14 protein-coding genes are annotated in these 14,665 nt (G+C 68.1%); 11 read left to right on the top strand and 3 right to left on the bottom strand.

Annotated features, from left to right (window positions below):
- Positions 1-94: 94 nt before the first annotated feature.
- On the bottom strand, positions 95-1,777 hold the full coding sequence (locus ABZ909_RS28120; RefSeq protein WP_357005105.1) for an MFS transporter: 1,683 nt from the start codon (positions 1,775-1,777) through the stop codon (positions 95-97).
- A gap of 112 nt (positions 1,778-1,889) precedes the next feature.
- On the opposite strand from ABZ909_RS28120, the gene ABZ909_RS28115 reads away from it, so the two are divergent.
- From ABZ909_RS28115 to ABZ909_RS28105, 3 genes are all read left to right on the top strand, one after another.
- A complete protein-coding gene (locus ABZ909_RS28115) occupies positions 1,890-2,405 on the top strand; it encodes a MarR family winged helix-turn-helix transcriptional regulator (protein ID WP_357005102.1) in 516 nt (171 codons plus the stop codon).
- Between the two features lie 69 nt (positions 2,406-2,474).
- Positions 2,475-3,362, top strand: coding sequence for a haloalkane dehalogenase (locus ABZ909_RS28110; RefSeq protein ID WP_357005101.1), 888 nt, complete (start codon positions 2,475-2,477; stop codon positions 3,360-3,362).
- Positions 3,363-3,471: 109 nt separating this feature from the next.
- Positions 3,472-4,317, top strand: a complete 846-nt coding sequence (locus ABZ909_RS28105) for an RNA polymerase sigma factor (protein WP_357005098.1) — start codon at positions 3,472-3,474, stop codon at positions 4,315-4,317.
- Here the strand turns inward: ABZ909_RS28105 and ABZ909_RS28100 are convergent.
- Positions 4,306-4,788, bottom strand: a complete 483-nt coding sequence (locus ABZ909_RS28100; RefSeq protein WP_357005095.1) for a helix-turn-helix domain-containing protein — start codon at positions 4,786-4,788, stop codon at positions 4,306-4,308. The genes ABZ909_RS28105 and ABZ909_RS28100 overlap by 12 nt on opposite strands.
- Positions 4,789-4,910: 122 nt before the next feature.
- Between ABZ909_RS28100 and ABZ909_RS28095 the strand changes: the two genes are divergently transcribed.
- On the top strand, positions 4,911-5,393 hold the full coding sequence (locus ABZ909_RS28095) for an SRPBCC domain-containing protein (RefSeq protein ID WP_357005092.1): 483 nt from the start codon (positions 4,911-4,913) through the stop codon (positions 5,391-5,393).
- 23 nt (positions 5,394-5,416) lie between these two features.
- Here the strand turns inward: ABZ909_RS28095 and ABZ909_RS28090 are convergent, their stop codons facing one another.
- Positions 5,417-6,310, bottom strand: a complete 894-nt coding sequence (locus tag ABZ909_RS28090; protein ID WP_357005089.1) for an LLM class flavin-dependent oxidoreductase — start codon at positions 6,308-6,310, stop codon at positions 5,417-5,419.
- Positions 6,311-6,474: 164 nt separating this feature from the next.
- On the opposite strand from ABZ909_RS28090, the gene ABZ909_RS28085 reads away from it, so the two are divergent.
- The 7 genes from ABZ909_RS28085 (at position 6,475) to ABZ909_RS28055 (ending at position 14,578) form a co-directional block, all read left to right on the top strand.
- Entirely contained in the window at positions 6,475-7,545 is a 1,071-nt protein-coding gene (locus ABZ909_RS28085; protein WP_357005083.1) for a DUF1707 domain-containing protein, read from the top strand.
- Between the two features lie 9 nt (positions 7,546-7,554).
- Positions 7,555-8,325 carry a DUF1707 domain-containing protein gene (locus ABZ909_RS28080; protein WP_357005080.1) on the top strand — a complete coding sequence of 257 codons (771 nt, stop codon included), beginning with the start codon at positions 7,555-7,557 and terminating at the stop codon, positions 8,323-8,325.
- 292 nt (positions 8,326-8,617) lie between these two features.
- The gene (gene dnaK, locus ABZ909_RS28075; RefSeq protein ID WP_357005077.1) at positions 8,618-10,456 is read left to right on the top strand and encodes a molecular chaperone DnaK; all 1,839 of its coding nucleotides are present in this window, start codon (positions 8,618-8,620) and stop codon (positions 10,454-10,456) included.
- Positions 10,453-11,085 carry a nucleotide exchange factor GrpE gene (gene grpE, locus ABZ909_RS28070; RefSeq protein WP_357005074.1) on the top strand — a complete coding sequence of 211 codons (633 nt, stop codon included), beginning with the start codon at positions 10,453-10,455 and terminating at the stop codon, positions 11,083-11,085. Before dnaK ends, grpE begins: the two co-directional genes overlap by 4 nt.
- Before the next feature lie 81 nt (positions 11,086-11,166).
- Positions 11,167-12,345 carry a molecular chaperone DnaJ gene (gene dnaJ, locus ABZ909_RS28065; protein ID WP_357005071.1) on the top strand — a complete coding sequence of 393 codons (1,179 nt, stop codon included), beginning with the start codon at positions 11,167-11,169 and terminating at the stop codon, positions 12,343-12,345.
- On the top strand, positions 12,345-12,737 hold the full coding sequence (locus ABZ909_RS28060; RefSeq protein ID WP_357005070.1) for a helix-turn-helix transcriptional regulator: 393 nt from the start codon (positions 12,345-12,347) through the stop codon (positions 12,735-12,737). Before dnaJ ends, ABZ909_RS28060 begins: the two co-directional genes overlap by 1 nt.
- 671 nt (positions 12,738-13,408) lie before the next feature.
- Positions 13,409-14,578, top strand: a complete 1,170-nt coding sequence (locus ABZ909_RS28055) for a globin domain-containing protein (RefSeq protein ID WP_357005067.1) — start codon at positions 13,409-13,411, stop codon at positions 14,576-14,578.
- Positions 14,579-14,665 lie beyond the last annotated feature (87 nt).

Here is a 14,665-nt window from a genome sequence, read left to right as displayed (position 1 = left end):
TGTGGATTCTTCACCGGAACGGACCGCGGGTCCGGTGAATCACCGAACCCGCGGCCGTTTTTGTCGGACTCCTGTCCGGATCTCGCCGGTGGGGTCAGACTCCCACGAGTTCCTCCTCGGTCTCCACCTCGTGCTGGTCGAGCCGGGTGTCGCGGGGCAGCGCCAGGAATCCGAGGCACACCAGCGCCATCAGCCCGATGCCCCACACCAGCGTGTAGTCGAAGGTGTGCGCGAAGTTGACCGCATTGGCCTGTCCACCCGCATGCGCGAGGGTCTGGCCGACGGCCGGATTCGTGGCGGGAGATTCGCAGCTCGCCGGGACGACGGAGGGATCCACCTCGGCGGAGCGATCCCGCACACAGGCCCGGAAGTTCGCGAGGATCTGCTCCTGCGCGGGCCCGGGTACCCCGGCCGTAGCCAGCTCGGTGCGGGTCTGCGCGGCAACGGAATCCACGCCGCGCGCCGAATCATGATCCAGCTGCGCGAAGAACAGGATGCCGACCAGCGCCACGCCCAGCGCCATCCCCAGCTGCTGGCCGGTGTTCAACAGCCCGGACGCCGCCCCGGCCTCCCGGTCGGGAATCTGCCCGAGCAGCATGTCGATGGTCGGCGCGACCACGATGCCGAATCCGATGCCGGTCACGATGAGCGGCAGCACCATCTGCCAGGAGGCGAAATCGGATTCGTAGTGGGCGGCCATCGCGCCGTACAGCGCGAACCCGCCCGCCGTCACCAGTCCGCCCGCGAGCAGCACCCACTTGCCGAACCGCGGCGCCAGCACGCTGACCGACACGCCCGCCCCGATGCCCGCGCCGACCGCGAAGAACACCGAGGTGAGACCGGCCCGCATGGGCGACCAGCCCAGCCCGGCCTGCATGAACAGCGTCCAGATCAGGAAGAACCCGCCGAAGCCGATCCAGAACAGCAGCCAGCTCGCCAGGCCGACGGTGAACGGCCGCGATCGGAACAGGTCCAGGTCGATCAGGGGCGATCCGCCGTTGCGGCTGCGCCGCTGTTCGTAGGCCACGAAGGCGGCGAAGGCCGCGGCTGACGCGCCCATCATGACGAAAGTCCAGGCGGGCCAGTCCAATCGACGGCCCTCGGTGAGCGGATACACCAGCAGCAGCACCGCGGAAATGGCGAGCACCATGCCGACGATGTCCAGGCGCGGCGCGTGCGCGGACCGCGAATCCCGCATCACCAGGGTCGCGGCGGCCAGCGCGATCAGGCCGACCGGCACGTTCACCAGGAAGATGGGCCGCCAGCCCAGATCGAAGAGATTCCACTGCACCAGCAGTCCGCCCAGGGACAGCCCGACCGCGGACGCGGATCCGCCGACGCCGCTGTAGACGGCAATGGCCTTGGCGCGCTCGTCCTTCGGGAAGGTGACGCGAATGATGGCGAGGATCTGCGGCACCATGAGCCCGGCCATCGCGCCCTGGACGAAGCGCGAGCCGATGAGCAGTGTGGGTGAGGAGGCCAGGCCGCAGGCCAGTGAGGCCGCGGTGAATCCGGCCATGCCGAGCAGGAACAGGCGTTTGCGGCCGTAGATGTCGCCGAGCCGCCCGCCGGTGATGAGTACGGCCGCGAAGGACAGTACGTACGCGGCGATGATCCATTCGATCTGCGAGTAGGCCGCGCCCAGGTCCTTCTGGATGCTCGGCACGGCCACATTGACGATGGTGACGTCGAGCAGGTCCATGAATCCGGCGGCCAGCACGACGGCGAAAGCGATCCAGCGACGTGGATCGAGGGTGGGGGTGTTGTCGGTATCCATGGTGCGAGCTCTCTTCGCTATCGGGAGTGGATCGACTCACCAAACTATGCACCTGAAGTGATTATCAATCAAGAGGGCAATCATAATTCGGGCATTGCTGTAGTCTGGGTGGGTGCCCGACGCCGATCCCCAGTACTCACCGCTGTTCGAGAGCGTCGCATTCCTGCTGGGGCAGTTGGGATCTCATTCCGCGTACCGCTTCGACGCGCTGCTCGCGCCGCTGGGGATCAGGCCGCCGCAATACGGCACGCTGCGACTGCTCGAGGCCAATGACGGCCGGACCCAGCAGCAGCTGTGCGACGCCCTGGGGATCCACCGGAACGTCATGGTCAGCCTGATCGACGATCTGGAGAAGCGCGGTCTGGTCGAGCGGCGCAAGCATCCGGTCGATCGGCGCGCCCACGCCGTGCACCTGCTGCCCGCCGGCCGCGAGACGATCGTCCGCGCGGCCGCGATCGCCGATGGGCTCAATGCGGAAATGCTCGCCGCGCTCGACCCCGAGGACCGGCCGCGGCTGCTCGCGCTGCTGCAGCGGACGGCGATCGGCAATGGCCTGACGCCGGGTGTCCATCCCGGCCTGACGGTCGCGCCGGGCGCCGTGCCCATGTATGGCCCAGATCACACCTAGGCGCTGTCACAGGCCGGGCCGGCGCGTGTCCAACCAGGTGTAGGCAACTCACCCGGAAGGACACCGACGATGGCCACCATCGACGTTCTGGACTCGTTCATCAACTACACCGACACCGGCAGCGGTGCGGTGCCCGTCGTGTTCCTGCACGGCAACCCCACCTCCTCCTACCTGTGGCGCAATGTGATCCCGCACGTGAGTGACGCTGTGTCCGATACACCGAACCGCGCCCTGGCACCGGATCTCATCGGCATGGGCGCCTCCGGCAAGCCGGACAGCGACTATCGCTTCGTCGATCACGCCCGCTACCTGGACGCCTGGTTCGACGCCCTGGGCCTGGACCAGGTCGTGATCGTGGGCCACGACTGGGGCGGTGCACTCGGAATGGACTGGGCTGCACGGCATCCCGAGCGGGTGCGCGGTATCGCCGTGGTGGAGACCTTCCTGCGGCCGCTGCGCTGGTCGGAGATGCCGCCGCAGGGCGCGGAACTGTTCCGCCGCTTCCGTTCTCCCGAGGGCGAGGAGATGGTGCTGGAACGCAATATGTTCATCGAGTTCAACCTGCCGGCCGCCACCCGGAATCTGAGCCCCGAGGCCCTGGACGCCTACCGCGCGCCCTACCCGACCCCGGAGTCTCGCCGGCCGATGCTGGCGTGGCCGCGCGAATTCCCGCTGGAGGGCGAGCCGGCCGACGTGGTCGCCATCATCGAGAACTACGACCGGTGGATGGCCGCGAGCCCCGAGGTGCCGAAGCTGGTCATGCACGTCGAGGACGGTGTCGGCCTGGGCTCGCCGGAGGTGGTGGAGTGGGCGCAGCAGACCTTCGCCGCCGCCGAGCTCGCGAATATCGGACCGGCCGGGCATCACTGCCCCGAGGACCAGCCCGATGCCATCGGGCAGGCGGTCGCGCAGTGGATTCACCGCCGCGCCCTCACCGCCACTCCGGCCGTGGCCTGATCCGCGGGGTCGCACGGCCGGGCGGTTCGAGCGGTTCGCCTGATTTCGCCGTGGCAGGGCTGATCGCGGGGCGCACCATGGTGTCCCCCGCGATCCCTATGCTGGCGATATGGACACCGGATCGGACATCGACGAGCGCGCGCTCGTCGCACGGGCCGTCGAGGGCGATCGTGCCGCCGTCTCGGATGTCGTTCGGCTGCTGCAGGATCCGATCTACCGGCTCGCATTGCGCATGGTGTGGCGGCCCGCCGACGCCGAGGATGCCACCCAGGAGATCCTGCTGCGGGTGGTCGGCCATCTCGCGACCTGGCGCGGCGAGGCCCGGCTCACCACCTGGGCCTACCGGATCGGCGTCAACTACCTGCTGAATCTGAAGCGGCAGACGCCGCAGGAAGCCCAGCAGCTCAGCCTCGACCAGTTCAGCGAGGGACTGAAAGACGGCCTGGCCGAGGAGGATTACCGCGGTCCGGAGTCCACGCTGCTCACCCACGAGGTGCGGCTCAACTGCAGCCAGGCCATGCTGCAGTGCCTGGGCCGCGACGAACGCGTCGCGTATGTGCTCTCCGACGTCTTCGAGGTGAGTTCGGAGGAGGCCGCCTGGATCGTCGGCGCGACATCCGCCGCGTATCGGAAACGGGTGGAGCGGGCCAAGAAACGGCTCGGGAACTTCCTGCAATCCACCTGCGGCCTCGCGAATCCCGAGGCGTTCTGCCGGTGCTCGCGGCGGGTGGAGAAGGCCGTCGAGCTGGGCCGGGTGGACCCGCGTCGCCCCGCCTTCGCCGCGCACCCGATCACGCCGGGCGGGCGCAGTGTGGAGGAGGCGGAGCGGCAGATGGTGCGCCTGCACGATGCCGCCGCCGTGCTCGGCGCGCATCCGGATTACGCCGCGCCGCAGGCGAAGATGGAGGCCATCGCCGGGCTGTTGCGTTCGGGGCGGTTCCCGCTACTGGAGTGACGCGGGCTGCCCGTACTTCAACTCGTACGCCCACGGCGCGAGTTCGGCCGTCACCTCCGCCAGGTCGGGGGTGGTGTCGCAGTCCGAACACTCCAGGCGCACATGGACTTTCCCGTCGCAGCCGGTGTGCCGGTAGGTGATCGGCGGCCCGTCCGGTGCGGCCCAGCGGTCTCCCCACTCGGTGAGCGCGAGGATGACCGGCTCGAGGTCGAGTCCCTTTGCGGTGAGCCGATATTCGGGGTGGCCGCTGCCGGTGCCGCTGCGCTGCTCGAAGATTCCGGCCTCGACGAATTCGGCGAGCCGCTTGGTGAGGATGTTCGGTGCGATGCCGAGCGAGCGCTGGAACTCGGTGAACCGGGTCATCCCGGCGAACATCGCATTGCGCACGATGAGCAGGCTCCAGCGCTCGCCCACGATCTCCAGCGTGCGCGCGGCCGAGCACACCTCCCCGTCGTACATGCGTCCCAACATGTATCCAGATTGGCCCATCCGCTTGTGTGATGCAAGTAACCGCACTATCGTTATGCAAGTAAGTTCTCGCGAGACAGTCCACTCCGACCCGTCCTGTGTTCAGGAAAGAAATGGGACCTGCCATGACTGATCAGAACTTCACCACCAGCATCACCGTCGACCGGACCCCCGCCGAGGTGTTCGCCGCCGTCCTGAACGCCCGCGGCTGGTGGTCGCCCGGCATCAAGGGCGGCACCGAGCGGGTCGGCGACCAGTTCGTCTTCGAGGCCCCGGGGGTGCATCGCAGCGAGATCGAACTGACCGAGGTGGTGCCGGACCGGCGCGTGGTCTGGCTGGTGAAGGACAACTACATGTCCTCCGTCCAGGACCGGACCGAGTGGGTGAACACCGAGATCCACTTCGACATCGCCGAGACCGCCGGCGGCACCGAACTCCGCTTCACCCACGTCGGCCTGGTGCCCGCGTACGAGTGCTACGACGCCTGCTCCCCGGCCTGGACCTTCTACATCACCGAGAGCCTGCGTGACCTGGTCACCACCGGTGTCGGCCAGCCGAGCGAATTCCCCGCCGAGGTCGAGGCCACCGCCGAGGCCGCGCGGGGATAGCGGTTCCCCGCGGCGAGAGTTGTCTAATTGTCGCCCAGGAGCTTTCGCGCGATGGGCACCACCTGTCGCGCGAAACGCTGCACCTGGTCGACGTCGAAACCCGGCGGCCAGTAGATGAAGGTGTCGAAGCCGGCGTCCCGGGCCAGACGGACGATGATGTCAGCCCACTCCTCGGGGGAGCCGTGAATCGGGTCGGAGCCATGCGGATCCGGGTGCAGCGACCGGTCGCTCACCACGCCGGGCAGCGCCGCCAACCGGGTGATGGTGCGCGGATCCCGTCCGAGTGACCGTGCCACCGCGTCGATGCGGGCATTGGCGCCGGCCCACTGCTCCCAGGGCATCCAATTCGGCAGCGGCGCAACCCATCCGTCGGCCGCCGAGCCGATCAGGTCCAGTGTGTGCGATCCCATGGCGCCCAGCCAGATCCCGATGTCGTGCGCGGGCGCGGGCCCGCCCTCGATGCCCTGCACCGTGTACTCGGTGCCCACCACGGACACCGGCTGTCCGGCCCGCCATTCCGCCCGAATGATGGCGATGCTCTCGGCCATGGCCATGAGCGCCGCCCGGCCCTTGCGGGCGGGCCCGCCCATGGCCACCACGCCGCTCTCGAAAGCGCCCGCCCCCAAACCCAATTCGAAGCGCCCGCCGCTGAGCAGGTCGAAGGTGGCGGCCTGCTTGGCGATCATTGCGGGCGTGCGCAGCGGGAGATTCGCCACGCCCGGATAGAGGCTGACCCGGCCGGTGGCCGCCAGGCAGGCCCCGATCACCGCGAAGGTGTCGCCGAACTGCGCGTTGTAGGGATGGTCCTGGATGGCCACCAGATCCAGCCCGTCGGCGTCGGCGGCCACGGCCATATCGATGACGTCCGGCAGTGCGGCCGCGACGGGCGGGATCGAAATACCGAACCTTGCCTGCATCGAGCCTCCTCACCAGCGGAAATCGACGCTCCCGATCTTCGTGGGCGGTTGCGTGCAACACCGGCATTTCGGACGTTGGCGCGCATCCCGGGCGTGTCCTGTCCCTGTTCACCACCCTGCCCGGAAACCGCGCGGTACGGCCGGGTTCCGTTTACGATCCCCGCGTGAGCTCGAAATCGTCCGGATCGCCCGGGGATTCGCCCGCGGCCGGGCGCATGCGGGCGCGGGACATCGACCGCGTCAATGCGCGGACGCTGCTCGACGCCGCCTTCGAGGAGGGCGAGCTCGCGGTCGAGGAATACCACCAGCGGTCCGAGCGGGCGCAGGCCGCACAGACGCTCGGCGAACTGCAACGACTCATCGTCGACCTGCAGCCGAGCACCAAGACCGCCGATCTCGCGCCCGCCGGCCGGCGGGCGCGCCGGCCGTCCGCGGGCGGCTATCCGCCGCGCACCCGGGCCCGCGACAGTGACCGCCAGGCCACCTGCACCCTGCTCGACGCCGCCCGCGCGGACGGGCAGCTGAGCGCCGCCGACCATCGCACCCTCACCGAACTCGCCGGTGAGGCGCAGACATTGGGCGAACTGTCCCAGCTCACCGACGATCTGCAGCGGCCCGCCGACGCCCGGCCGGATCCGATGCCGCCGAAGTCGCGGCGCGAGAACTGGTTCGCGGCCGGTGTCGCCGCGCTCAGCATCGTGGTGGCCGTGGGGACCTTCGTGGCGGTGGACCGCCCGGCCTCCCCGCCCGCCGGGCCGCCCGCGGTGGACCTCGGCACGATCAAACCCATGGTGCTGCCCCGGCCGAAACTCACGGAAGCCGATGGCATCGACTACTTCCGGGCCGCCTACCGCGCCAAGTTCGGCGACACCATCGTCGACACGCTGCTGCTGTACCCCGACTACGCGGTCGGGACCCGCGGCATCCAGCCGAACCGTCAGGTTCGCTACTACTACCGCGGCGGCTTCGACCAGGGTGACCAGCCCCGGACCCGGTCGCCACAGACCCCGACCGTGGACCTGGCCGCCGTGAACGTGCCGGCCGTCATGGCCGTGGCGGCCCAGGCTCCCACGCTCACCAAGGTGGATCAGGGCAAGGTCAACTACCTCGATATCGAGGGCTCGGGCAGCGGGCCGATCGTCCGAATCTATGTGGGCAACACGGCCAATGAGAGCGGCTACGTCGAGGCGACTCCGGACGGCCGGATCGTGCGGACCCTGGCGTTCGGGGGATAGATCGAGATCATGGCTGATGCACGCTCCCAGGGATTGCGGGCCCGCGACACCGATCGCGTGGACGCCTGCACCCTGCTCGACACCGCCCGGGACGCCGGCGAGCTCACCGCAACCGAGCACACCGCACGAACCGCGAAGGCCGTGGCGGCCAAGACCTTCGGTGAACTGGACGCCGTGCTGGAGGACCTGCAGATTCCCGCCAATCTGGTGAATTCGCCTGTGGTGCGGGCGAATCGGCGCGGCCCGTCCACGCGCATGCGGGTCGCCGCCGCGATCCTGGTGGCCGCGGCGCTGCTGGGCGCGTTCGCGGGTTGCGTCTCGCGCACGGTCGCACCGAAACCCGCTCTGCCGGACCCCACCACGGGCCCGGGCCTGGCCAGTTTCGTCGCGGCCTACCGGGACCACTTCGGCGACACCAAGGCCGACCAGGTTCTCCTCTATCCCACCTACGTGGTCATCGAGCGGCGCCAGGATCCGTCGGCACCACGTGACGCGCACATCCGTTACGACGGCAGCTTCCACTCCTATGACGACATCGCCCGAACTCCGGGCATGGACATCTTCGACATGTCGGTCCTGGATCTGAAGAAGATCGCGGGCCTGCTCGCCGGGGCTCCGCAGTCGGCAGGCGTGCCCAACGGCCGGATCAGCCATGTCGAGATCGCCCGTGGCGCCGATGGCAATCCAGTGGTGACCGTCTACGTCGACGACGATTCCCAGCACGGCTATTTCAAGGTCACCGCCACCGGCGAGCCCATGGAGATCTACCCGCCCAGCTGATCGGTCCCGATCCGGGCCCATTGGTAGTTGCAAACCGGCCGGTGCGGACGGGAGGGGCAGCGAGTCGCGCCTGCGCGAAGAATTTTTTGTGCTGCGTGGAATAGATGACGTGCGGCCCCCGTTGGGACAGGTCAGCAAGGTTGAGCGAGTTGGACTCAAGTTCAAGTTGCGCCCCGCCGCCGGCGGGTGCAAGATTGAGCCGACCACGCTCAGTGTTACTGGGATGCAGTGTGCCGGAGTCGCTCGGAAGGGATTCCGGGGCGCTCAGGTACGTCAACTAGGAGGAACAACCATGGCTCGTGCGGTCGGTATCGACCTCGGGACCACGAACTCTGTCATCGCCGTTCTCGAAGGCGGCGAACCGGTCGTCGTGGCCAACTCGGAAGGATCGCGCACCACGCCGTCCGTCGTCGCTTTCGCCAAGAACGGTGAGGTGCTCGTCGGTCAGCCCGCCAAGAACCAGGCCGTCACCAACGTCGACCGCACCATCCGGTCCGTCAAGCGCCACATGGGCGAGGACTGGTCTGTCGACATCGACGCCAAGAAGTACACCCCGCAGGAGATCTCCGCGCGCGTGCTCATGAAGCTGAAGCGCGACGCCGAGGCCTACCTGGGTGAAGAGATCACCGACGCCGTGATCACCGTCCCCGCCTACTTCGAGGACGCGCAGCGCCAGGCCACCAAGGAGGCCGGCCAGATCGCGGGCATGAACGTGCTCCGCATCGTCAACGAGCCCACGGCCGCCGCGCTGGCCTACGGCCTCGACAAGGGCGACAAGGAACAGACCATCCTGGTCTTCGACCTGGGCGGCGGCACCTTCGACGTCTCGCTGCTGGAGATCGGCGAGGGCGTCGTCGAGGTCCGCGCCACCTCCGGTGACAACCACCTCGGTGGCGACGACTGGGACGAGCGCATCGTGGGATGGCTGGTCGACAAGTTCAAGGGCACCTCGGGCATCGACCTGACCAAGGACAAGATGGCCATGCAGCGCCTGCGCGAGGCCGCCGAGAAGGCCAAGATCGAGCTGTCGTCCTCGCAGTCGACCTCGATCAACCTGCCGTACATCACGGTCGACGCGGACAAGAACCCGCTGTTCCTCGACGAGCAGCTGACCCGCGCCGAGTTCCAGAAGATCACCTCGGATCTGCTGGACCGCACCCGCAAGCCGTTCCAGTCGGTCATCAAGGACGCCGGCATCTCGGTCGGCGACATCGATCACGTTGTGCTCGTCGGTGGTTCGACCCGTATGCCCGCGGTCTCCGACCTGGTCAAGGAGCTGACCGGCGGCAAGGAGCCCAACAAGGGCGTGAACCCGGACGAGGTCGTCGCCGTCGGCGCCGCCCTGCAGGCCGGTGTGCTCAAGGGTGAGGTCAAGGACGTCCTGCTGCTCGATGTCACCCCGCTGTCGCTGGGTATCGAGACCAAGGGCGGCGTGATGACCAAGCTGATCGAGCGCAACACCACCATTCCGACCAAGCGGTCGGAGACCTTCACCACGGCCGACGACAACCAGCCGTCCGTGCAGATCCAGGTCTTCCAGGGTGAGCGCGAGATCGCCTCGCACAACAAGCTGCTCGGATCGTTCGAGCTGACCGGCATCCCGCCGGCCCCGCGCGGTGTGCCGCAGATCGAGGTCACCTTCGACATCGACGCCAACGGCATCGTCCACGTCACCGCCAAGGACAAGGGCACCGGCAAGGAGAACACGATCAAGATCCAGGACGGCTCCGGCCTGTCCAAGGAGGAGATCGACCGCATGGTGAAGGACGCCGAGGCGCACGCGGCCGAGGACAAGGCGCGTCGCGAGGAGGCCGAGACCCGCAACCAGGCCGAGTCGCTGGTGCACCAGACCGAGAAGTTCATCAAGGACAACGAGGACAAGGTCCCGGCGGACGTCAAGACCAAGGTCGAGGCGGCCATCGCGGAGGCGAACGAGGCGCTCGAGGGCACCGACATCTCGGTCATCAAGACCGCGGTGGAGAAGCTCGCCACCGAGTCGCAGGCGCTGGGCCAGGCCATCTACGAGGCCGCGGCCGCGGACCAGGCCGCCCAGGGCAATGGCGCGGGCGCGCCGCAGTCCGATGACACCGTCGTGGACGCCGAGGTCGTCGAGGAGCCTGAGAAGAAGTGACGAACCAGAACCCGGACTACAACGCCGATCCGACGGCGTCTGATGGGCGCTCCGCGCCTGCGGGTGAGGTCTTCGAGGCCGCGGCGGACACCGCCGCGGCCCTCGGGGCCGAGGGGACTCCCGAGGTCAGCGAGGACGCCCTAGCCGACGCGATCACGGCCGAATTGGCCGAGCGCACCGCCGATCTGCAGCGTCTGACCGCGGAGTACGCCAACTACCGCCGCCGCGTCGAGCGCGACCGCAAGGCCGCCATCGACACGGCCAAGGCCGCGGTCGTGGGCGAACTGCTCCCGGTGCTCGACGATCTGGATCGCGCTCGCGCGCACGGTGACCTCGACAACGGACCGCTCAAGTCGGTCGCGGACAAGCTGGTCACCGCCCTGCAGAAGCAGGGTCTCGAGGAATTCGGTTCGGAGGGTGAGCCTTTCGACCCGACCCTGCACGAGGCCGTGCAGCACGAGGGCAGTGGCGCGGACCCGATCCTCGGCATGGTGATGCGCAAGGGCTACCGCTTCGGCGATCGCGTGCTGCGGCACGCGCTGGTCGGCGTCACTGACGGTGTGGCGGATCTGGCTGCGGCGCAGCCGGATACGACGAACGCTGGCACCGATGCCGCTGGCACTGATTAACAACGCACAGACGCCCCCGGCGTCATCCGCAATACAGACGCCCCCGGCGTCACCGGCAACACAGAAAGGAGGAGATGCCCGGTGAATCGAGAGTGGCTCGAGAAGGACTTCTACAAGGATCTGGGTGTTTCCTCCGGCGCCACCCAGGACGAGATCAAGAAGGCCTACCGCAAGCTGGCCCGTGACCTGCACCCGGACAAGAACCCCGGGGACAGCACGGCCGAGGAGCGGTTCAAGGCCGTCAGCGAGGCGAATGCCGTGCTGTCGGATCCGGAGAAGCGCAAGGAGTACGACGAGGCCCGGAAGCTGTTCGCCGGCGGCGGTTTCGGCCGCGGCGGGTTCTCGCCCGGGGGCGGCTACGGCCAGCCCGGCGGCGGGTTCTCCGGCGAGTTCAACCTCGGCGACATCTTCGGCGCGGGCGCCGGAGCCGGTGGCGCCGACGGTGGCCTGGGCGATCTGCTGGGCGGGCTGTTCAATCGCGGTGGCACCCGGACCTCGTCGCGTCCGCGGCGCGGTTCGGATGTCGAGACCGAGACGACCCTGGGCTTCCGCGAGGCCGCCCAGGGTGTGACCGTCCCGCTGCGCATGACCAGCCCGGCCGCCTGCACCACCTGCCACGGCAGTGGGGCCAAGCCGGGCACCAGCCCGCGAGTCTGCCCGCACTGCAATGGCACCGGCGTAGTCAGCCGGAACCAGGGCGCGTTCGGCTTCAGCGAGCCGTGCGAGGACTGCCGGGGTACCGGGTCGATCATCGACGACCCGTGTGTCGACTGCCGCGGCAGCGGCATCCAGAACCGGACCCGCACCATCACCGTGCGCATTCCCCCGGGTGTGCGCGATGGGCAGCGGATCCGGCTGGCCGGTCAGGGCGAGGCGGGCCTGCGCGGCGCGCCTCCGGGCGACCTGTATGTCACCGTGCATGTCAGCCAGGACAAGGTCTTCGGCCGCAATGGCGACGACCTGACCCTGGTGCTGCCGGTCTCGTACGCCGAACTGGTGCTGGGTACCACGGTTTCCGTGCCCACCCTGGACGGCCGTGTCGGCGTCAAGGTGCCGCCGGGCACCGCCGACGGCCGGACCTTGCGGGTGCGCGGGCGCGGTGTGCCCAAGCGCGACGGCGCCGCCGGTGACCTACTGGTCACGGTGAAGGTCGCGGTACCGCAGAAGCTGGACGACAATGCCGCCGAGGCGCTACGGCGCTACGCGGAGGCGGAGAAGACCAGCGGGTTCGATCCACGTGCGGGATGGGCAGGTGCGTAATGAGTTCCGATCCGAAGAAGACCGAGGCCCAGTACTTCCTGATCTCGGTGGCCGCGCAGCTGGCGGGCATGCACGCCCAGACGCTGCGCACCTATGACCGGCTGGGTCTGGTTTCGCCGCAACGCACCTCGGGTGGCGGGCGGCGCTATTCGGACCGGGATGTGGAGCTGCTCCGCGAGGTGCAGCGCCTGTCCCAGGACGAGGGCGTGAACCTGGCCGGCATCAAACGGATCATCGAACTCACCAACCAGGTGGAGGAGCTGCAGCAGCGGGTGAGCGAGTTGACCGCCGAGGTGGAAAGGCTCCGGTCGGGGTACCGCCCCGACCTGACCCCGCCGCAGCGCAGCACCGCTCTCGTGGTGTGGCAGCCCCGAAACCGGCGTAAGCAGTAGCTCCCCCGCCTCTCCGGATATTCAGCGGGCGGCTCAGAGCCGTTGGGGTCGGGCAGCCGTGCCGGCGGTTGGGAGCCGAACCTATTTCGGGGGTACCCGGGGAGTTACCCGGATCTCGCGAAATCAGTTGTCCCGTTCAGGGAACGGGGAGGGGTCGGGAGCGTTGCTCCCGACCCCTCCCCTGCTCTATCAGGCTTTGCGGATGAGGCTGGGTGTTCGCCCGGTTGCGATTGTTGCGGGCAATGTGCTGAGTTGCCCATGGGAACTGTGGGATTGGCGAAGTTCTTGGCGCCGGTGAATTGCAAACAGACCGGTAGGTTATAAATTGACGCCAATCATGAGTTTTGTCCGTATGCTGCAAGGGAATTCAAGGGCCGGCGCAGTTGCGGCAAGATCGCTGTTTTCCTGAGTCTTGCAAAACGGATCAGACAGGTTTGCTGTCCGAAAACCCGTGTCTTGCGGTGTGTTCCGGTTGAACAGTCTGTTTTCGACTCGGATACCCCGCGAAGTTCACGTTTTCGAGGAATAAAGGCCGTGTTATTGAAACGTCCCGTTCCGTTGCTGGCTAACCTCGCTTACACTTGCTTGGCAACGGCTGCTGTCGAGTGTCCCGCAGCACTTCACTCGCCGGTCACGCCTGCGTTCGATTGCGAAATGGGGTTGTGACACACATGGATTCGCGCACCGTCGCATTGATAAGAACAACGTTCAAGGCGGTTGCTGCGGAAGACGGTGGCCCCGAGAAACTCGCGCGTTCGTTCTACGCCATCCTCTTCACGGAGTACCCCCACGTTCGCGACTTCTTCCCCGCCGCCCTGGATGCCCAGCGCGACCGACTGGTCAAGGCCATCGGCTACGTGGTGGACCGGCTGGAGGAGCCGGACCGGTTGCTGCCCTTCCTGGCCCAGCTCGGTCGTGATCACCGCAAGTACGGGGTGGTGGCCGAACACTATGAGGCCGTGGGGAAATCGCTGAAGAGCGCGCTGGAGGCCTACGCCGGCACCGAGATCTGGACCGACGAGATCGGGCGCGCCTGGGACGAGGGCATCGGCGTCATCGCCGACACCATGATCAACGCGGCCGATCGGGAGACCACCCCGCCGGTGTGGACCGGCACCGTCATCGAGCACCGGGAAGTGCTGCGCAACCTGGCCATCGTGCGCCTGCGGCTGGACCAGCCCATGCAGTACGCGGCCGGTCAGTACATGAGCGTGCAGATCCCCTCCCGCCCGCGCATGTGGCGCTACCTGTCCCCGGCCATCCCCGCGAATGCCGGCGGCGAACTGGAATTCCATATCCGCGGCGTCACCGGCGGCTGGGTCAGCCCGGCCATGGTCGGGCACAGCCGGGTCGGCGAGCAGTGGCTGATCGGCTCGCCGCTGGGCGGGCTCGGCGTGCCCCGCAACATCCGCCGCAAGCTGCTCATGATCGGCTGCGGCACCGGCATCGCTCCGCTGCGCGCCCAGCTCATGGCCATGACCACGCGGCGTTCCAATCCCAAGGTGGATCTGTTCGTCGGAGGCCACTACCCGTGCGATCTCTACGACCTCGAGGTGCTGAGCCAATTGGCCTGCGCCAACAAATGGCTCACCGTGCACCCGGTCACCGAGTCCACCGAGAACCCGTGGTGGCACTTCGACGACTCCGACGGGACCCGCGAGTATCCGGGCCTGCAGCCGCGGGTGGTCGGTCAGATCGGCAAGATCGTGGCGAGCCACGGCTCCTGGGACGACCGGGACGTGCAGATCGTCGGCGCGCCGTCCATGGTGCAGACCACCAAGTTCCGCCTCATGGCCGCCGGCACCCCCACCCCGAACATCCGCCACGATCCCCTCTTCTGAGACCGGCTGCCCCGGCTCCCCGGATATTCAGCGGACTGCTGAGAGCCGTCGGACTTGGGCACCCGTGCCGGCGGTCGGGAACCGAGA

The organism is Nocardia sp. NPDC046763, from assembly GCF_040645495.1.
Taxonomy (GTDB): domain Bacteria; phylum Actinomycetota; class Actinomycetes; order Mycobacteriales; family Mycobacteriaceae; genus Nocardia.
Note: the sequence above shows the minus strand (reverse complement) of the source record. Positions and strands in the feature narration are given on the sequence as shown.